Source organism: Streptomyces sp. NPDC054961, assembly GCF_053609145.1.
The window spans coordinates 332135-350275 of the sequence record NZ_JBSGWY010000001.1; the positions used below are offsets into that span (position 1 = coordinate 332135).

Annotated in this window: 13 protein-coding genes and 1 pseudogene; 5 read left to right on the plus strand and 9 right to left on the minus strand. The window is 72.2% G+C overall.

Annotated elements, in window-relative coordinates; all coding sequences use genetic code 11:
- Nucleotides 1-24 precede the first annotated feature (24 nt).
- The gene (locus ACWF9Z_RS01425; RefSeq protein WP_453596237.1) at nucleotides 25-3324 is read left to right on the plus strand and encodes a DUF4082 domain-containing protein; all 3300 of its coding nucleotides are present in this window, start codon (nucleotides 25-27) and stop codon (nucleotides 3322-3324) included.
- A complete protein-coding gene (locus ACWF9Z_RS01430) occupies nucleotides 3321-4367 on the plus strand; it encodes a glycosyltransferase family 2 protein (RefSeq protein WP_453596239.1) in 1047 nt (348 codons plus the stop codon). The genes ACWF9Z_RS01425 and ACWF9Z_RS01430 overlap by 4 nt, the downstream gene beginning before the upstream one ends.
- Nucleotides 4368-4369: 2 nt before the next feature.
- On the opposite strand, the gene ACWF9Z_RS01435 is transcribed toward ACWF9Z_RS01430, so the two are convergent.
- The gene (locus ACWF9Z_RS01435; RefSeq protein ID WP_453596241.1) at nucleotides 4370-5254 is read right to left on the minus strand and encodes a hypothetical protein; all 885 of its coding nucleotides are present in this window, start codon (nucleotides 5252-5254) and stop codon (nucleotides 4370-4372) included.
- A gap of 44 nt (nucleotides 5255-5298) precedes the next feature.
- Between ACWF9Z_RS01435 and ACWF9Z_RS01440 the strand changes: the two genes are divergently transcribed.
- From ACWF9Z_RS01440 to ACWF9Z_RS01450, 3 genes and pseudogenes are all read left to right on the plus strand, one after another.
- Entirely contained in the window at nucleotides 5299-7371 is a 2073-nt protein-coding gene (locus tag ACWF9Z_RS01440; protein ID WP_453596243.1) for an O-antigen ligase family protein, read from the plus strand.
- 8 nt (nucleotides 7372-7379) lie between these two features.
- Nucleotides 7380-8297, plus strand: a complete 918-nt coding sequence (locus ACWF9Z_RS01445) for a glycosyltransferase (protein ID WP_453596245.1) — start codon at nucleotides 7380-7382, stop codon at nucleotides 8295-8297.
- 63 nt (nucleotides 8298-8360) lie between these two features.
- A pseudogene (locus ACWF9Z_RS01450) lies at nucleotides 8361-9198 on the plus strand (MerR family transcriptional regulator); the annotation flags it as partial.
- Between the two features lie 112 nt (nucleotides 9199-9310).
- On the opposite strand, the gene ACWF9Z_RS01455 reads toward ACWF9Z_RS01450, so the two are convergent.
- The 8 genes from ACWF9Z_RS01455 to ACWF9Z_RS01490 all read right to left on the minus strand — a co-directional run bounded on the left by ACWF9Z_RS01455 (nucleotide 9311) and on the right by ACWF9Z_RS01490 (nucleotide 18105).
- The gene (locus ACWF9Z_RS01455; RefSeq protein WP_453596247.1) at nucleotides 9311-10120 is read right to left on the minus strand and encodes a glycosyltransferase family 2 protein; all 810 of its coding nucleotides are present in this window, start codon (nucleotides 10118-10120) and stop codon (nucleotides 9311-9313) included.
- An 89-nt stretch (nucleotides 10121-10209) separates the two neighbouring features.
- Nucleotides 10210-11316 carry a hypothetical protein gene (locus ACWF9Z_RS01460; RefSeq protein WP_453596249.1) on the minus strand — a complete coding sequence of 369 codons (1107 nt, stop codon included), beginning with the start codon at nucleotides 11314-11316 and terminating at the stop codon, nucleotides 10210-10212.
- Between the two features lie 5 nt (nucleotides 11317-11321).
- Nucleotides 11322-12833 carry an oligosaccharide flippase family protein gene (locus ACWF9Z_RS01465; protein WP_453596251.1) on the minus strand — a complete coding sequence of 504 codons (1512 nt, stop codon included), beginning with the start codon at nucleotides 12831-12833 and terminating at the stop codon, nucleotides 11322-11324.
- Nucleotides 12830-13666: a chain length determinant protein gene (locus ACWF9Z_RS01470; protein WP_453596253.1), complete on the minus strand. Its 837-nt coding sequence runs from the start codon at nucleotides 13664-13666 to the stop codon at nucleotides 12830-12832. Before ACWF9Z_RS01470 ends, ACWF9Z_RS01465 begins: the two co-directional genes overlap by 4 nt.
- 133 nt (nucleotides 13667-13799) lie before the next feature.
- A complete protein-coding gene (gene wecB, locus ACWF9Z_RS01475) occupies nucleotides 13800-14909 on the minus strand; it encodes a non-hydrolyzing UDP-N-acetylglucosamine 2-epimerase (protein ID WP_453596255.1) in 1110 nt (369 codons plus the stop codon).
- Nucleotides 14910-14912: 3 nt separating this feature from the next.
- A complete protein-coding gene (locus ACWF9Z_RS01480; RefSeq protein ID WP_453596257.1) occupies nucleotides 14913-16169 on the minus strand; it encodes a nucleotide sugar dehydrogenase in 1257 nt (418 codons plus the stop codon).
- Nucleotides 16169-16939 (minus strand): WecB/TagA/CpsF family glycosyltransferase, encoded by a 771-nt coding sequence (locus ACWF9Z_RS01485; protein ID WP_453596259.1) that lies wholly within the window; start codon nucleotides 16937-16939, stop codon nucleotides 16169-16171. The genes ACWF9Z_RS01480 and ACWF9Z_RS01485 overlap by 1 nt, the downstream gene beginning before the upstream one ends.
- On the minus strand, nucleotides 16936-18105 hold the full coding sequence (locus tag ACWF9Z_RS01490; protein ID WP_453596261.1) for a hypothetical protein: 1170 nt from the start codon (nucleotides 18103-18105) through the stop codon (nucleotides 16936-16938). The genes ACWF9Z_RS01485 and ACWF9Z_RS01490 overlap by 4 nt, the downstream gene beginning before the upstream one ends.
- Between the last annotated feature and the right edge of the window lie 36 nt (nucleotides 18106-18141).

Here is an 18141-nt window from a genome sequence, read left to right on the forward strand (position 1 = left end):
CAGAAGCGGCACAAGGAGGAACGGATGAACAGACGGACAAGGCTGCTCCGGTACGGACTCTTCACGGCCGTCGCCGCTCTGATGGCCTCGGTCTTACCGCCGTCGGCGGTGGCGGTCGCGGTGGACCCCTGCGGTTCCGGCACGAACGCGATCGTGTGCGAGAACTCCAAGACGGGCACGCCGATGTCCGAGTGGTTCGCGCCCAGCGCCTACGGGGACATCAAGGGCTTCAGCGCCCAGACGAGCGTCCAGTCGGGCGACACCGTGCAGTTCAAGATCCAGTCGCCGACCCCGTACAAGGTGTCGGTCTACCGGCTCGGCCACTACGGGGGTGACGGGGCCCGGCTGATGTCGACCGCGGCCCAGGCGGCCCAGGTCCGCCCGGCGAACGTCGCGCCGGGCGGCAACCCGCAGAGCTGCGCCACCAAACCCGCCACCGGGCTGGTCGACTGCGGCAACTGGCCCGTCACCGCGACGTGGACGGTCCCGTTCGACGCCGTATCGGGCCTGTACATCGCCAACTTCGACCAGGCGGACGGCAACGGGGTGATGCCCTACCCCTTCGTCGTGCGCAACGACTCCAGCCACTCCGACATCGTCGTGCAGACCAGCGACCAGACCTGGCAGGCGTACAACAACTACGGCGGCCAGGACCTGTACGACGGCGCGGGGCCCGCGCCGGACGGCCGGGCCTACGAGGTCAGCTACAACCGCCCGATGGACATCGGCGGCGAGAACGGGATCTACGGGTCCGAGTTCCAGATGATCTCCTGGCTGGAGCGCAACGGGTACGACGTGAGCTACATGTCCGGAATCGACATGTCGACCCGAGGCGCGACCCAGCTGCAGAACCACAAGGTCTTCATGTCCTCCGGGCACGACGAGTACTGGACCCAGGACCAGTTCACCAACGCCCTGAACGCCCGCCGCGCCGGCGTCAACCAGACCTACTTCAGCGGGAACGAGGTCTTCTGGAAGACCCGCCTCGCCCCCAGTATCGACGGCGCCAACACGGCCAACCGGACGCTGGTCTGCTACAAGGAGACCAAGCTCTCCTTCCCCCAGCCCAACGGCGTCCCGGACCCGAGCGGGACCTGGACGGGAACCTTCATGGACCCGGCCAGCGCCACGAACGGGCGGCCCTTCCAGCCGCAGAACCAGGTGACCGGTTCCCTCTTCAGCGTCAACGGCTACCGCAGCGACGCGATCACCGTGCCCGGCGCGTTCGCCAAGATGCGGATGTGGCGCAACACGACCGTCGCGAGCCTGACCCCCTCCCAGACGGCCACCTTCCCGGTCGGCACCCTCGGCTACGAGTGGGACAGCGACGTGGAGGACGCGGCGCGGCCCCCGGGCCAGATCCAGCTGTCGTCCACCACGGTGGACATCAACGACGGCAAGCTCCGGCTCGACTACGGGAACACCTACGGGAACGGAACGGCCACCCACAGCCTGGTCGCCTTCCGGGACCAGACCTCCCACGCCCTGGTCTTCGGCGCGGGCACCGTCCAGTGGTCCTGGGGCCTGACCAACATGCCCACGGGCGACCCCGACAACACGGTGGTCACCGCCGACAAGCGGATGCAGCAGGCGACGGTCAACGTGTTCGCCGACATGGGCGTCCAGCCCAAGTCCCTGCAGAGCGACCTGGTCGCGGCGGCGCAGTCCACGGACACCACGGGCCCGGCCATCACCGTGACCAGCCCCGCGGCCAACGCCACCGTGCCCGCGCTGCGGCCGGTGACCATCACCGGCACCTCGGCCGACAGCGGTGGCGGAGTGGTGGCCCGGGTGGAGGTCTCCACCGACGGCGGCACCACCTGGAAGGCCACCACGGGCATCGGGTCCTGGAGCTACAAGTGGACCCCGACCACCCCCGGCGCCGCACAGATCAAGGTCCGGGCGGTCGACGACAGCGTCAACATCGGCGCGACCACCACCGTGCCGCTCACCGTGGGGCCGCAGCAGTGCCCCTGCACCGTCTGGCCCGCCGCGGCCGTGCCGGGCACCGTCAACGCCGGTGACGGCAGCGCCGTCGAGCTCGGCGTCAAGATCCGCTCCTCGGCTCCCGGATCGATCACCGGGATCCGCTTCTACAAGTCCCCCGCCAACACCGGCACCCACACGGGCAGCTTGTGGAGCAGCACGGGCCAGCGCCTGGCCACCGGCACCTTCACCAACGAGACGGCGTCCGGCTGGCAGCAGCTGAACTTCCCCTCACCGGTCCCGGTCAAGGCCAACACCACCTACGTCGCCTCCTACTTCGCCCCCAACGGCGGGTACTCCTTCGACAACACCTTCGCCGCCTCCGACGCGGGACTGGCCCCGCTGACGGCGCTGCGCAGCGGCACCGACGGCGGCAACGGCGTCTACCGCTACAGCGCCACCGGCGGGTTCCCGGCCACCGCGTCCTCGGGCAGCAACTACTGGGTGGACGCGGTCCTGGACACCGCCACCGCGAGCACCGTGCCCCCCACCGTCACCTCGACCACGCCGCAGTCCGCGGCGACCGGCACCGCCATCACGGCTACGGCCAAGGCCACCTTCAGCGAGGCCGTGGACGCGGACACCCTGGTGTTCACCGTGAAGGACCCGGGCGGAGCCACCGTCCCGGGCAGCAAGGTCCTCGACTCCGCCAACAGCGCCACCTTCACCCCGTCCACCGAACTCGCCCTGAACACCACCTACACGGCGTCGGTGCAGACGGCCGACCTGTGGGGCAACACCATGGCGGCGCCCGTCACCTGGACCTTCACCACCAGCGCGAGCCCGCCCGCGGTGAACTGCCCCTGCACCCTGTGGGGCCCCACCGCCGAGCCGACCACCGCCAACGTCGCGGACGACACCAACTCCGTCGAACTGGGCACCCGCTTCCAGTCCACGGTCGCCGGCTACATCACCGGCGTCACCTTCTACAAGGGCCCCGGGAACACCGGCACCCACACCGGCAGCCTGTGGTCCGCCGACGGCACGCTCCTGGCCACCGGCACCTTCGGCAGCGAGACCCTGTCCGGCTGGCAGCAGCTGCACTTCACCACCCCGGTGGCCATCACGGCGAACACCGCGTACGTGGCCTCGTACCACGCGCCGAACGGCAAGTACGCGGTGGACGGCGGCTACTTCACGGCCGCGCACCGCTCCTATCCGCTGGTCGCCCCGGCCGACGGCAGCGGCGGCGCCAACGGCCTCTACCGGTACGGGGCGTCCTCGGTCTTCCCCACCAACACCTTCGGCTCCGTGAACTACTGGGTCGGCCCGGTGTTCACCACCACGGTGCCCTCCGGCCTCGCGCCGGAGGGATCGACGGAGGTGTCCGGCCAGTGAGCACCGTCAGCGTGGTGATCCCCTGCTACAAGTACGGCCACTTCCTGGCCGACTGCGTCAAGAGCGTGCTGGACGAGCAGGAGGGCGTCGACGTACGCGTACTGATCATCGACGACGCCTCGCCCGACGACTCGGCGGAGGTCGCGCGCGCCCTCGCGGCCGCTGATCCACGCATCGAGGTACGGGTCCACGAACGCAACCGGGGCCACATCGCCACCTACAACGAAGGCCTGCTGGAATGGGCCGACGGGGACTACGTGGCCCTGCTGTCCGCCGACGACCGGCTCGTCCCGGGGGCCCTGGTGCGCGCCGCGGCCCTGCTCGACGCCCACCCGGAGGCCGGCTTCGCCTACGGCAGGCCGCTGCGGTTCCAGCACGGCGGTCCGCTGCCCACCGCCCGTACCCGCAGCACCGGATCGGTGGTCTATCCCGGGCGGTGGTGGCTGGAGCGGCGCTTCCGGGAGGGCACCGGGTGCATCACCTCGCCCGAGGTGGTCGTCCGCACCAGCCTGCAGCGCAAGGTCGGGGGCTACGATCCGGAGCTCCCGCACGCCGGGGACATCGAGATGTGGATGCGGCTCGCGGCCCATGCCGACGTGGGCTACGTCCGCGGGGCCGACCAGGCCTTCTACCGGGTGCACGGCAACAACATGTCCACCACGGACTTCGGCGGGCAGCTGGACGACCTGCGCCAGCGCCTCGTGGCCTTCGACTCGGTCCTGGAGAAATGCTCCGGTCTCCTCCCGGAAGCCGGACGGCTGTCGCTGGCGGCGCGGACCCGGCTGGCCCGGTACGCGCTCCGGCGCGCCTACCGCGCCTACGACCGCGGCCGCACCGGGGTGGTACCGGTCGAGGAACTGGAGGCGTTCGCCGCCGAGTGCCTGCCGGACTACACCTCGCTCGCCGAGTACGGGGCGCTGCGCAGGCGCCGGCGGATCGGGTCCCGGGCCATGCCGTACCTCCAGCCGCTGGTGCTCTCGGCGGTCGCCGACCGGGGCCGCGAGTGGCTCTGGTGGCGGTCGTGGAAGCGCCGGGGAATCTAGTGCTAGGGATTCGATGAACCACCAGCACCATCGCCCCGTTTGCGGGGCGCCCTCGGCCCGGGGGGCCCCCCGGGGGGGGGGGGGCCGCGGGGCCGGGGCCCCCCGCCGCCCCCGCGGGCGCGCGCCCCCCGCCCGCGGCGCGGCCGCCGGCCCGCGGGGGGGGGGGGGGCGCCGGCCGCCGGCGGGCGCGGGTTGGCCCGGCCCCCCCCGCCGCCAATCGCCCCCCGGCCCCCGGCGGGGTCCTCGCCCCCCGCGCGGGCGCTCTCGCGCCGGCGCCGGTTCAGGCGTGCCAGGAGCTGGTCCGACCACAGCGCGCAGGCCACTCCGGCGACCCCGGCCAGCAGCGCCGTCCCGGCCAGGCCGCGGCTCTTGGACGGGATCTGCGGGGCGGCCGCCGGAGGGACGAGCAGGGTCACGCTCATCCGGGCCGCGGCCGGTATCTGCTGCTCGGCCTGCAGGTCCGAGAGGTGTTTGCGGTAGGCCTCGACGATGCTCAGCACGGACCGGTCGGCCGCGGCGGGATCCGTGTGCTCCGCCTGGATCTGGAGCGAGGGGATCAGGTAGCGGGGGGTGACGCTGGTACCGCTGTTGCGGGGGGTCAGGCGGTAGGTGCCCGACACCCCGGCGGTGCGCAACTCGTCCTGGCCGGCCGTGGATTCGAGCTGCTGGACGGCCGCGTAGGAGACGGCGGCGAGCGGCGGCTGCAGATTGGCGAGCTGGTTGGGCTGGTTGCCCGTCACCGGAGGCTTGAGCACCACGATCGCCGAGCTCACGTAGGTCTGCTCGGGTCGCAGCACCTGCAGGGCGCCGGCGGCCGCGAGCCCCGCCGCCAGGACCAGGACGTACCAGCGGCGGCGCAGCGTGCGGAACAACTCACCAGGCGACACAGGATTCCTTCCGTATTCATCGATCTTCCCAGGACGCCGGTCGGATGGCCATCGGTTCCGGCAGCTCGCGGGGGGCGCTCGTGAACCTCGGTGAGATAGGCGCGGTGCTGCGGCGCCGCTGGTACGTGATGGCACCCTTGACGATGCTCGGCCTCCTCTCGGGTCTGCACCTGTACGAGTCGGTGCCGGTGGCCTACCAGTCGCAGAGCTCGGTGGCCCTGCTCGACTCCACGGCGGTGGCCGAACTGGCCCCCGCCTTCGGCAACCCCATCGCGAACGCGGGGGGTTCGCTGGTCGTGACCGCCGACGTGCTGATCAGGACCATGTCGGGGGCCGACGCGGCCCGGGACCTGCACGTGCTCGGGGTGACCGATCCCTATACGGTCGGCTTCGCCGCGAACACCTCGGGCCCGATGCTCACGCTGACCGTCACGGGCACCGACCGGGAGAAGGTGCTGAAGGAGACCAGCACGCTCACCGCCTTCGCCGGGGAACAGCTCAACGCGCTCCAGACGGCGGCCAAGGTACAGCCCGCCTACTTCGTCCAGACGGCTCCCGTCGTCCTGCCGCAGACCCCGAAACCCCAGCTCAAGACCCGCTACCAGCAGGTGCTGGCCGTGGTCATCGCCGCCGTGGTCGCGGGCTTCACCGCCTCCTTCATGGCGGAGAGCCTGCTGGCGGCCCGCCGTCGCAGGCGGGAGGCCGCCGCCGGGGGAGCCCGGACGGGGCCCCGCGTCCGCAGACGGACACGGGCCCGCGAACTGGACGCCACGGCCCTGCTCACCGGCTATCTGGGGCTGGCCTTCTTCATCCCCTCGAACCTGACCCTGCCGGGTCTGGGCGGGGTGGGCACCCCCGCCAACGTGTTCGCGCTCCTGGCCCTGTTCTGGTACCTGGCCACCTGGCTGAGCGGCCGGATCCGGGCGGCCCCGCGCACCCGGCTGCCCCGGCTCGTGATGTGGCTGCTGGCCGTCTCCGTGCTGGCCTCCTACCTCGCGAACGCCTCCCGGGGCAGCACCCACAAGGAGGTGCTGGGCGCGGACCGGGGCCTGATCGGGCTGCTCGTCTGGGTGTCGCTGGTCGTGCTGGTCTCGGCCGGCGTCCAGGACCGGGCCCGCCTCGACGTACTGCTGCGGCGGACGGTGGTGATGGGAGCCGTGGTGGCCGCCATCGGCTACTACGACTTCTTCACGGCGACGAACATCGCCGAGAAGATCAGCATCCCGGGGCTCCAGTCCAGCGTCGCGCAGATCACCACCCTGGACCGCGGGGCGTTCACCAGGCCGCGTTCCACCACCGCGCAGCCGCTGGAGTTCGGCGGCATGCTCGCCCTGCTGCTGCCCTTCGCCGTGCAGCAGGCCTTCGACCCCGTACGCGCGCACCTGAGCCGCTGGCGCCGCTGGGCGCCGGTGGCCCTGATGGGCGGCGCCCTGCCGCTGACGGTGTCGCGGACCTCCATCATCGGGGCGCTCATCGTGGTCCTCGTGATGGTGCCGCGCTGGAAGCCGCAGCGCCGCTGGACGACCTTCGGCCTGCTGATGGGCTCGGTGGCCGTCTTCAAGGTCCTCGTACCCGGGCTGATCGGCACCATCACGACCCTCTTCGGGTCCTTCCTGTCGAACTCCGACAGCAGCACCCAGGCCCGTACCGTCAAGTACAGCGCGATCGTGCCCTACGTGGAGGAGCGTCCGCTGTTCGGGCGGGGCCTGGGGACCTTCACGCCGGACCTCTACTTCTTCACCGACAACCAGTACATGCTGACCCTGGCCGAGATGGGCCTGCTGGGCCTGGTCGCACTCTTCGCGCTGTTCCTGACGGGGATCCACCAGGGCGGAGCCATCCGCCGCCTCGCCGCGGACGAGTCCGACCGGGAGCTCGGGCAGGCGTTCTTCGCGTCCGCCCTCGTCGCCCTGGTCAGCGCCGCCACCTTCGACGCCCTCAGCTTCCCGATGTTCGCCGGGATGTTCTTCCTGACGATCGCCGCCGGAGGCAGTTACCTCGGCTTCATCCGGCGCGCCGCGCCGAAGCCCCGAACCGTGGAGTCACCTTGCCCTTCGATGGATCCGTCCCCCGTCAGCCGGCCGCGCAGGACCGGCCGGACCCAGCCGGTCCCGTAACCGGTCCCGTGGCCGTGGTCGTCGTCACCTGGAACAGCGCCCGGGTGATACCCGAGTTCCTCGCCGCCCTGCCCGAGGGCATGGCGGGGCTCGACTGGCGCCTCGTCGTCGCCGACAACGATTCCGCCGACGACACCGTGGACCTGATCCGGTCGCTCGCCCCGGACACGACCGTCGTCCAGACCGGCCGCAACGCCGGGTACGCGGCCGGGGTCAACGCCGCCCTGGAGGCCGCCGCCGGCTGGGAGGGGGGCTTCCGCGCCGCCCTGGTGTGCAACCCGGACATCCGGATGCGTCGGGGCTGCGCAGAACTCCTCGTCGACGCCCTCGGCTCGCCCCTGGAGGGCGGTGGCCGGGTCGGGATCAGCGTCCCGCTGCTGTACGAGGAGGACGGGGCGCTGCAGTACTCGCTGCGCCGCGAGTCGCGCGTGACGCGGGCCCTGGGCGAAGCGGTGATCGGCAACCGGCGGGCGGGCCGCTTCCCGCTGTGGAGCGAGCTGGTCACCGACCCGTCCGCGTACGCGCGGGCGACGGTCGCGGACTGGGCGACGGGCGCCCTGATGGCCCTGTCCCGGGAGTGCCTGGATACCTGCGGGACCTGGGACGAATCGTTCTTCCTGTATTCGGAGGAGACCGAGTACTGCCTGCGGGCCGGCGACCGGGGCTTCGCCACCCGCCTCGAACCCGCGGCCTCGGCCGTCCACCTCGGCGGGGAATCGCAGGTGTCCCCGCGCCTGTGGACCCTGCTCACCCTCAACCGCGTACGGCTCTACGGACGCCGGAACGGGGCGGCCTCGACGGCCGCCTTCCGCGCGGCCGTCCTGCTGCGGGAGACCCTGCGGGCCGCACTCGGCCGGCCCGCGAGCCGGGCGGCGGCTCTGGCCCTGGCCAGCCCGTCCGCACTGCGCGCCACGCCGGGGCCCTGAACCGGGATGTCGGCGGCCGGGCTTGCCGGCGTGAGCGTCCGCACGCTGCATCACTAGGACGAGATCGGGCTCGTGCGTCCGTCGGCACGGACCGCGGGTGGGTACCGGGCCTCCTCGGCGGGTGACGTCGAGCGGTGAGGGAAGTGCTGGCCTACCGGCGGCTGGGCTTCGGGTTGCGGGAAGTCGCGGAATGGGTGGGCGACTCGTCCACCGACGCGGTCGCGCACATGCGCCGACTGCGTGGCCTGCTGCTGGAGCGGCGTGATCGCGCCGACGCCATGGTGGCGTCCATCGACAGGGAACTCGAGGCACGGGCGAAGGGACTGAAGTGACACCGGAGGAGCAACTGGAGATGCTCGGTGCACGGCTGTACGACGCGATCGGCGGCGCTTACACGGCGACGCGGCGTACCGAGCCGCGGATCGCGGCGCAGATCCTGGACGCGCTCGGGGACGCGCGGACGGTGTTGAACGTCGGAGCCGGCACCGGCTCCTACGAGCCGGCCGATCGCGAGGTGACCGCGGTGGAGCCGTCGGAGGTCATGCGGCGCCAGCGGCCCGCCGGCTCGGCGCCGTGCGTGGCCGCCGCCGCGGAACGCCTGCCGTTCGAGGACCACTCCTTCGACGTCGCGATGGCCGTCTCCACCGTTCACCACTGGGGTGACCCGATCGCGGGGCTGCGCGAGATGCGGCGCGTGGCCCGCCGCACGGTGGTGCTCACGTTCGACACCGACGAGCCCGGATGGCAGGACCGGTTCTGGCTCACCCGCGACTACCTGCCCGAGTTCGCCACCGTCCTCGCGGGATTTCCCTCACTCGCGGGGACGGCCGACGCGATCGGCGCCCGCGCCGAGCCGGTGCCCGTCCCGTGGGACTGCGCCGACGGCCTGTTCGAGGCGTACTGACGCCGCCCGGAGGCGTATCTGGAGGAGCACGTCCGCCGTGCGGTGTCGGTACCGTCCGCGGGCGGGGACGGGGACGGGAACGGGAACGGGAACGGGCGCACGGTGTTGGTCATCCGGAGGGCGTCCGCCCGTCCCACGCGGTGTAGAAGCTCTCCGGATTGACCAGGTAGCGGACGGTCGGGCGGGGCAGGTGGCGGACCTCGTGGCGGCGGCTGTAGCGGCGCACGAGCTCCCAGTCCTCGCGGGGCAGCACCTCGGGGGTCCGCCGCAGCCGGCTGAAGTACAGGGACCGGGTGCGGCGGGCGACGAAGGCGTTGGTGTCGAGGAAGGCCTCGTGGGCGGAGCGGCGGCGGTCGAAGGGCACCGACAGCACGTCCCGCTCGGTGCCGTCGGGGAGCATCCTGCGCAGCGCGGTGTACACGGCGTCCGGTCCGCCCGGCGCTTCCAGTACCGCCAGGGCCTGCTCCAGGTGGTCCGGCTCCCACAGGTTGTCGTCGTCCAGGAAGGCCACGTAACGCGAGCGGGTCAGCCGGATCCCGACGTTGCGCACGACCCCGGCGGTGGCCGTGTTCCGGATCAGGGACACCGCGAACAGCCGTGGGTCCGCGGGCAGTTCGGGCAGCCCGGCGCCGTCGTCCACGACGATCACCACCTGATCCGTCACGGTCTGCGACAAGGCCGAGCGGACCGCCGCGCGCAGGGCCTCGGGGCGCCGGTGGGTGGCGATCACGGTGGCGACCAGGGCGGCCGGCGGCCGGCCGGGCAGGGCGCCGAGCCGGGTGGTCTCGGCGCGCTCGAAGCGGCGCAGCCGCACGGCGGAGGGGGCGAGCAGCACCTTGTTCCTGGCTTCGAAGAGCACCAGCCAGCCGAAGGACCGCTTGAGCAGCTCCCAGGGGGCGCGGGCGATGCGGTGCATCATGTCCTCTCGGTCCTCGGACGGGTTCCGCGGACGGTTCTACGGGGCGGGTCCCGGGACGGTTCTCCGGACCCGTCCCGGGTCTTCGGCTCTCAGGGAGAGGGCTCGGGCACCACGGGCCGGCCGTCGCTCATGCGGTTGCCCCGCCACACGTTCCCGGCGCCGCCCGAGTTCCAGGCGGCGACCGGACCGTAGACCCCGCTGCCCGGGTGGTACTGGGTGGAGAACACGTTGTCCGTGACCTCGATGCCCGTGGCGCCGGGGCCGCCGCCGTAGAACGCGTACGCCCCGCCGGCCAGCCAGTTGGAGTCGACGGTCACGGAGGAGACCACGCCGGTGTCGGCGAAGAGCCCGAGGGCCGCGGAGGCGCCCCGGTCCACGGGGACGGCGTTCAGCAGCGTGTTGTGGCGGACGGTCAGCCGGCCCTTGTTGCCGCCCCCGCTGATGACGGCGTCGGTGTGCTGCCACTCGCCGCCCTGATTGCGGAAGGCGGCGATGTCGTGCACGTAGTTGTCGTGCAGATTGCCCTGGCCCATGGACAGGGCGTTGCCGAACACCGAGACGTCGCACCACCCGACCTCGACCGAGCTCTCGCCCATGTTGGAGACCGCGTAGTCGACGCCTCCGTTGTCGGGGCCCTTGCCCGGCAGGGCGGTGATGGTGGTGTGCAGCACCCGCAGGCCCTTGAAGCCGGGGCGCAGGTTGATCCCCCACCAGTTGGCCGAGGTGATCTTGCTGTCGATGACGGTGACGTCGTTGGCGTAGACGTCGAGCGAACCGTGGATGTCCCAGCCCTTGATGACCATGCCGTCGGTCTTGACGGACATGTTCCCGGTGTCGTGGCGCTGCAGCGCGATCCGGGGGCCGGTGCTCCGCCCGTCGGGGAACCCGCAGGCGCCGGGCGAGGAACAGCCGGGACCCGGGGAGGGCGGTCCGCTGCTCGCCGGCGGGGGAGTGGCGGAGGGGGAGGGCGATCCGGGGGAGGGGCTCGGGGTGTCCGAGGGCGACGGCTCCGCGGTGGGCGCGGGCGTGGGGTCCGGGGACGGGCCGGAGGAGGGGCACTCGAGGGCTTCCTCCGGGCAGGACGCGGCCGGAGGCCCGGTCACCCCGGTCCGCTCGGCCTGGTACAGGACCAGGGCGGCCACCAGGACCAGTCCGGCCGCCCACCAGGCCCACAGGCGCTTGCGCAGACGTGTCACGGCGTTCAACTCCCGGCCGGCGAGTGCGCGGTGGCCGCGGCGGCGGGCCCGGCGGCCGGTGCGGAACCGCGCAGGAGGCCCCGGCTGGGCAGCACGCACAGGACGTAGCACAGGGTTCCGGCGGCCCCGGTGGCGAGCAGTGCGAGGACGCCGTCGCCGAGGAGCCGCTCCAGGCCGAGGACCACGGCGGCCATCACGGCGCCGCCGAGGAACGGCCAGGCGCAGGCCCGCGCCACGGTGCCCAGGCCGATCCCGCCGTGGTGGAGTGCGACGAGGAACACCGGCACCACGACGGCCCCGGCGACCAGGAGGTGCCCCTGGGCCACCCCGACGATCCCGCCCGCACCGGAGCCGATCACCAGGGCCGGGACCAGGAGGACCAGCCACAGCGCCTGGACCCCGATGAGGGAGCGGCGGCGGCCGATGGCCACCAGGCAGTCGTAGGCGAGCTCGCAGCCGATCCGGACCAGTCCGAGACCCATCAGCCAGGGCAGCGCGGCGGCCGCGGGCAGCCAGCGCGCACCGTAGACGAGCTCGACGACGGGTCCGGAGAGGGCGGCCAGCAGGACGCAGAGCGGGACGGTGCCGGTCATCACCACGCCCAGGGCGCGGCCGAACCCTCCGGCGAGCGCACCCGGCGAGTCGGCCAGCCGGGAGAACCCGGCGAAGGAGACGCGGCGGGCCGCCTCGGAGATGACGCGCACGGGCCAGCCGGAGATGTTGAAGGCGAGCACGTAGAAGCCGAGGGCCAGCTGGTCCAGGGTGGAACCCACGACCATGGTGTCCACGTTGACCACCCCGAGGGCGAGCATGCTGGCCCCGGCGAGCGGGAGTCCGAAGCGCAGCAGGGCGCGGGCCTGGTCCCGGTCCCAGCCGAACTTCAAGGTGCCCGGCGCGGCGATGCAGCATCCGACGAGGGCGGCCACGTTGCCCGCCACCGAGCCCCAGGCGAAGCTCATCGCGCCCCACCCCTGGACGGCCAGCAGCAGGGTCACCGCGGTGCTGAGGACGAAGTTGAGCGCGTCGATGGCCATGCGCCGGCCCTGGGCGAACTCCCGGGTGAGGAAGCCGGCGGGCACCTGCGACAGTCCGTCGAGGACCACGCACACGCACATCACCCGCAGGACACCGGAGGCCTCGGGGGAACCGAGCACCCGGGCCACCGCGGGGGCCGCCGCGAACAGGACGGCGTACAGCAGGCAGCTGGAGGCGGCGCTCAGGGTGAGGACCGTCGGGGCGAAGCGGCGGGGATCGCCCTCCCAGCGCACGATCGCCAGGGAGACGCCCAGCTCGTTCGCGGAGAGCAGGACCAGCAGGACCGTCTGGGCGATCCCGTACACGCCCCAGGCCTCGGGCCCGAGGAAGAAGCGCGCCAGGACGATCCCGGTGAGGAAGTTGCCGAGGCGCATGACCACGGTGTTGACCAGGCTCCACCGGGCGGCGGAGCCGACCTTGCGGCCCAGGGAGGGCGCACCGGCCGGGGCCGGGGCTCCGGTGTCCGTCGCGGGGCCGGTCACGGAGACGCGCTGGAGCGGTAGGCGGCCGACGGCGGAAGGACGGTGAGCGCCATGGTGGCCGTCGGATCGGCTGTCGGATCGGCCGACGGATCGGCCGACGCGGAGGATTCGGCGGGTTCGGCGGGTTCGGAGGGCTCGGAGCGCTCGGCGGGTTCGGCGTTTCCAGGAGCACCGGGGGCTCCGGCGGTTCCGGAGGAACCCGTGGGACCGGGCCGGCGCCTGCCCTGCTGGCCGGACCGGCGGCGGCGGGCCTCCACGAAGAAGGTGGCCACCAGACTCAGTACGAAGCCGAGTGCCCCCGCCATCACGAGGTACTGCAGCCGGGTCTTGGTCTGGGCCTCCGGAGTCTGGGGCGGCACGATCGTCGCCATCCGGATCATCGCCTCCGGCTGCACGGACTGCTGGGCCTGGAACTCCTGCAGCCGCTTCTCGGCGTAGGCGGTGAAGATCTGGTCCGACTTCAGGACGGCGGCCGGGTCCGTTCCCATGACGCTCAGCCACATGAACGGCCCCTGGGCGTTGTCGGCGATCTTCGCCTCGTACTCACCCGTCAGGCCCTGGGACTTGAGATCGGCCCTGGAGTCGTCGGAGTTGAGGTTGCGGGCCAGACCGTCGGCCATTCCGGTCAACGAGGCCTGCGTGCTAAGGAAGGGGTTGCCGTCGAAGGCCACCGTGGCCTTCTTCGAGTTCAGGAGCGTCACCGTGCTCTGTGACCGGTACTCCACCGGGACCAGCAGGTACACGCCGGCGATGAGCGCGGCCGTGAGCAGCAGTCCCGGCAGCAGCACGTACCAGCGCCTGCACATGACCCGCCAGATCTCCGCGAGATCCATGGTCTTTCCCCCTCGCGGCGGCGTCGTGTCCTCCACGCGCCGCCGCCCTGTCATTGCGGTGATTACGGTTGTTGCGTTGTTGCGTTGTGAGTTATTCCTGTGTTGCGCGGTTGCCGTGCCGGGTGACCTCTCGCTACGGCGCGAGGTCGGTGGGCCGCGGCCGGGCCGTCGCGGCCGGGCCGTCCAGCAGGACCCGGGCGATGCGCTCGCTCGCACGGCCGTCCCAGAGTTCGGGGCAGCGTGGTGCGGGCGGATCGTCGAGCACCCGGTGCACGGTGGACGCGATGCGGTCCGGGTCGGTGCCCGCGAGGACGTTGGTGCCCTCCGAGACGGTGACGGGCCGCTCGGTGTTCTCCCGCAGCGTCACGCAGGGAACGCCGAGGGCGGTCGTCTCCTCCTGGACGCCCCCGGAGTCGGTGAGCACCACCCGGGCGGAGTCCTGCAGGGCGATGAAGTCGAGGTATCCGGCAGCCGGCACCAGCCGGATCCCGCCGGGGACACCGACGTCGGCCAGCCGCTGCGCGGCCCGCGGGTGCACGGGCAGCAGCAGCGGGCAGCGCCCGGAGATCTCGCCCAGGGCCTTCAGGAGGCCGCGCAGGGCGTCGGGATCGTCCACGTTGGCCGGACGGTGCAGGGTGACCAGCCCGTACCCGCCCCGGGTGAGCCCGTACCGCTCCAGGACGTCCGATTCCCGGGCGCGCTCCAGGTTGGCGAACAGGGTGTCGATCATGACGTTGCCGACGACGTGGATCTGGTCCTCCCGGTACCCCTCCGCCCGCAGGTTCGCGGCGGCGTCGGGGGAGGGGGCCAGCAGGTAGTCGCTGACGCGGTCGGTGGCCACCCGGTTGACCTCCTCCGGCATGCTCCAGTCACGACTGCGCAGGCCGGCCTCCACGTGGGCCAGCAGCGGGCCGGCCTTCGCGGTGACCAGGGCGCAGGCCAGCGTGGAGTTGATGTCGCCGACCACCACGACGGCGTCGGGGGCCAGTTCGTCGACCAGCGGCTCGAAGGCCTCCATCACCCGGCCGGTCTGCTGGGCGTGGCTGCCGGATCCGGCCCCCAGGTACCGGTCGGGGGGACGGATGCCGAGGTCGCGGAAGAACACGTCGTTCATGGAATCGTCGTAGTGCTGGCCGGTGTGGACGAGCACCACCTCGACGCCGCGGCGCTCCAGCGCGTCCATCACCGGTTTGATCTTCATGTAGTTGGGCCGCGCTCCGGCCACACAGATGACTCTCACCACGTCTCAGAGCACCTCCACCAGAGGACCGGACATCCGGTTGCGGCAGTCGAGGACCAGCGAGGCGTGCTCGGCGATCATCGCGTAGTCGAAGGAGTCGTGGTCCGTGAGCAGGACGACCACGTCCGCGGCGGCCAGCTCCTTGCGGGTCGGCTCGACCCGCGAGAGACGGGGGTCCACCTTGATGCTCTCCACCACGTGGGGGTCCGCTGCCCGCACCTTCGCGCCCATGTCGAGGAGCAGCTGGGAGACGCGTACCGCGGGGGACTCCCGGGCGTCGCCCGTGTTCTTCTTGTACGCCAGCCCCAGGAGCAGGATCCGGGAGCCGTTGACCGAGCGGCGCTTGGAGTTGAGCGCGTCCATGACGCGGCGCGCCACGTACTCGGGCATGTGGCTGTTGATGTCGTTGGCCAGCTCGACGAAGCGGAAGTTCTGGCCCAGCTCGCGCTGCACCCGCCAGGACAGGTACGAGGGGTCGATCGGCAGGCAGTGCCCGCCGACTCCGGGGCCCGGGGTGAACTTCATGAAGCCGAACGGCTTGCTGGCCGCGGCCTCGATGGTCTGCCACACGTCGATGTCGAGGTGGCGGGCGAACATGGCTATCTCGTTGACCAGGGCGATGTTGACGTGCCGGAAGGTGTTCTCCAGCAGCTTCGCCAGCTCGGCCTCCTTGGGCGAGCGCACCGGGACCGTCGTGTCGACGAGGCCCGCGTAGAAGGTCTCCACGGCCTTGAGCGAGGCGGGGTTCACCCCGGAGACGACCTTGGGAGTCTGCTGGAAGCCCCAGACGGTGTTGCCGGGGTCGATGCGCTCCGGACTGTAGCCGAGGTGGAAGTCGACTCCGGCGGTGAGGCCCGAGCCGTCCTCCAGGATCGGGCCGAACAGTTCCTCGGTGGTGCCCGGATAGGTGGTGGACTCCAGGACGACGGTGGCGCCCGGCCGCAGGAAGCGGGCCAGGGTGTGCGCCGACTCCTCGATGTAGCGCAGGTCGGGGGCGCCGTCCTGCAAGGGGGTCGGGACGGTGACGACCGCGACGTCGAACCCGCCGCAGTCACGCGCGAGTTCGCTGGCCTGGTAGCTGCCCTGTTCCAGGGCCCGGCTCAGGCGTTCGGAGGAGACGTCCTCCACGTACGACTCGCCGGCGGCGAGGCTCTTGACCCGCCGCGCGTCCACGTCGTACCCGACCACTTGGTGTCCGACCTCGGCGGCCCTGATGGCCAGCGGAAGGCCGACGTAACCCTGTCCCACGACGACGACGCGCATCAGTGACTCCTGTTCGCGGAACCCGCAGACGGTGTCCGGTGGATGAGTTCCCGGACGGTCATGAGAAGGAAGGCGGCATTGGTGGTGAGGTAGCGCTTGCCGAGGCGGCGCGGCTCCTGGAGGGTGCGGTAGAACCATTCGAGCCCCATCCGCTGCCAGACCAGGGGGGCCCGCTTGGTGATGCCGGCCAGGATGTCGAAGGAGCCGCCGACACCGTGCACCACGTGGGCACCGGTCCGTTTGCCGTAGCCGGCGGTGAAGATCTCCTTCTTGGGCGAGGTCATGCCGAGGAACAGCAGCCGGGCGCCGCTGCGCGCGATGTCGTCGGCGATGGGGCCCTGATCGGCGTCCTCGAAGTAGCCGTCGCGGCTGCCGGCCACGCGCAGGGCCGGGAACTTCCCGGAGATCCGCCGGAGCATCAGCTCCAGTACGTCCTGCCGGGCGCCGAGCAGGTAGACGGGGATGTCCGCGGTTTCGGCGGCGGCCAGCAGCCGCATGAACAGGTCGATGCCCGCGACGCGTTCGGGCAGCCGGACGCCGAGGACGCGGCCGGCCCACACCACGGCCTGGCCGTCGGCCAGGACCAGGTCGCAGCCCGCGACGGCCGCGGCGAGGCGGGGGTCGCGCCGCATGTTGACCAGTTTGGCGGCGTTGACCATGCCGATCTCGATCTGCTCGCCGCGCCGGACCGCGTCCAGGCAGCGCTGCACGGTCTCGTCCATGGTCAGGGCGTCGAGCGCCACCCCGAAGAGGGTCTGTCTGTGGTTCATCTCCCGAGCCCCCCGAGCCAGGCGTGGAGCAGCCAGCCGAACTCGTAGGGCCTGCACTCGCGGTCCACCGAGAGCGGCCGGAAGACCCGGTCGAGCGGGGTCAGCCGGGCCTTCGGCAGCACCCGGGTGGTGAGCCCGCGGGCGGCCCGGACGGCCTTGGCGGGATCGCCGCGGTAGACCTTGCGCCAGGTGACGCCGTACTTCTCGAGGATCATGGGCTCGCGCGGGGTGCCGTCGGGGCCGCTGATCTCGGGCACGTCCGTCATCCAGCGCAGTCCGCGGCGGATCTCGGCGCCGAAGTGGGTGCCGCCCGCTTCGGCCAGGTCGAAGAGGGCGGTCGGAGCCATGGCGTGCTGGTGGACGCTGTAGACGGGGTAGCCCTCGACGACGCCGCCCGTGCGGGCGTCGTAGTGCCACCACCACTGTCCGCCGTCCCCCTGCAGGGCGCAGATGCGGGCGGCGCAGGCGTCGGCGGCCGCGAGTGCCTCCGGGTCGGAGCCGCTCGCGTGCAGCCGGGCCAGCGCCTGGAGCGGATAGGTCTGGTCGGCGAAACAGGCCACGTGGGAGCGGTATCCGGGGAGCAGCCCCGGACCGGTGGCGTGCGGGAAGAGCGGGACTCCGCCGGTCCTGGCCGCCAGCAGGCGTTCGCGCGCGCCCGACAGGCGGTACTCGACGTCCACCGAGGAGCGGGCGGCGGTGAGCGCGGAGAGCACCCAGGCCGCTTCCACGGTGTACTGCGGGCGTCCGGGGACATCCAGTTCGGCCACCCTGGCGAGGGCGTCCGGCAGTTTCGGATGGCCGGTCTCGGCGGCGGCCCAGGCGATGAGCGCGGCGTCGCCGAGGTTCGTCACGGCGGGCAGCCGCTCCACCAGCAGGGCCGCGAACTCCGCGGCCGTGCGGCCGCCGAACAGGGGCCGCTGGCGCTCCTCGGGCAGGTACCGCGCCCCCAGCACGGTGATGGCACCGTAACGGGTGCTGGTTCCGCGCCCCTCCACGCGGCGGGTCCCGTCGGAGGTGACCGTCCCCACCCGGGTGAACACGAAGTCCTCCGTGCCCGGCAGATACATCTCGGGCAGCCCCGCCTCGGCCAGCGCGAGCAGCCGCTCGGCGAGCACGTGCAGCGAGGAATCCTCTTCGGCCAGTGCCGCTAATCGTGTGGTGGTCACCGGTTCCCCACCCCGGATCCCCGTGTGCCGCGCACA

Excerpts from the sequence above, each read along its gene's own strand:
- ACWF9Z_RS01425 (WP_453596237.1), top strand. The coding sequence starts at position 25 with ATGAACAGACGGACAAGGCTGCTCCGGTACGGACTCTTCACGGCCGTC.
- ACWF9Z_RS01440 (WP_453596243.1), top strand. The coding sequence starts at position 5,299 with ATGGCCATCGGTTCCGGCAGCTCGCGGGGGGCGCTCGTGAACCTCGGT.
- ACWF9Z_RS01455 (WP_453596247.1), bottom strand. The coding sequence starts at position 10,120 with ATGATGCACCGCATCGCCCGCGCCCCCTGGGAGCTGCTCAAGCGGTCC.
- ACWF9Z_RS01470 (WP_453596253.1), bottom strand. The coding sequence starts at position 13,666 with ATGGATCTCGCGGAGATCTGGCGGGTCATGTGCAGGCGCTGGTACGTG.
- ACWF9Z_RS01480 (WP_453596257.1), bottom strand. The coding sequence starts at position 16,169 with ATGCGCGTCGTCGTCGTGGGACAGGGTTACGTCGGCCTTCCGCTGGCC.
- ACWF9Z_RS01485 (WP_453596259.1), bottom strand. The coding sequence starts at position 16,939 with ATGAACCACAGACAGACCCTCTTCGGGGTGGCGCTCGACGCCCTGACC.